We start from the raw sequence: 575 nt of genomic DNA on the forward strand, positions 1-575 counted from the left end.
TCCCCAACTCTATCTTACAATACAATTTATCTATTATAGATAGAAATAAGTATAATTAGATATATTTTATTTAGCTGCTTCGTAACCCTTTTGCATACTTTAAGTTATTTTTTAGCTAAGCATGAATGTATTGCCAAGTCAGCACTAAAATAGCCGCTGCCACGATCCAAGCAACAACGCCTAGCAGTAATGCTTTATATAAGCTGACGTAGCTGATGCTAAAAAACACCACAAGCGTATAAATAAGATGTGGGATGACACCCAGCATACTAAATATCAGTGCCACTCTCAGGTCTGCAGCATTACGCTCAGTACCAACGATGAAATGACTGATCAAAGTAAAAGTGGGAAAAAGTGGAGCGAGGGCAGCCAAATAGAAAAATCGGGTTTGCGCAAACAACTGAATCGCTAATACCATCAAGGCACCAATAAGCATTTTTAGCCAAATCACGGTAGATTATCTCCTGTTGGGTGCTAAGGGCTGAATATATCCGAACTTATAGTCAATCCAGAATAAAAGAGATACAACCCATATCATGAAACAGTTTAGGTAGATTATTCTCCATCCACCCTTG

At 38.3% G+C, this 575-nt stretch carries 1 protein-coding gene; it reads right to left on the reverse strand.

Annotated features, from left to right (window positions below; translation table 11 throughout):
- Positions 1 to 115: 115 nt before the first annotated feature.
- Positions 116 to 451 (reverse strand): GlpM family protein, encoded by a 336-nt coding sequence (locus JMX48_RS14020; protein ID WP_227688060.1) that lies wholly within the window; start codon positions 449 to 451, stop codon positions 116 to 118.
- Positions 452 to 575: the final 124 nt, after the last annotated feature.

This window comes from Psychrobacter immobilis (assembly GCF_904846225.1).
In the GTDB taxonomy this organism is placed as follows: domain Bacteria; phylum Pseudomonadota; class Gammaproteobacteria; order Pseudomonadales; family Moraxellaceae; genus Psychrobacter; species Psychrobacter immobilis_F.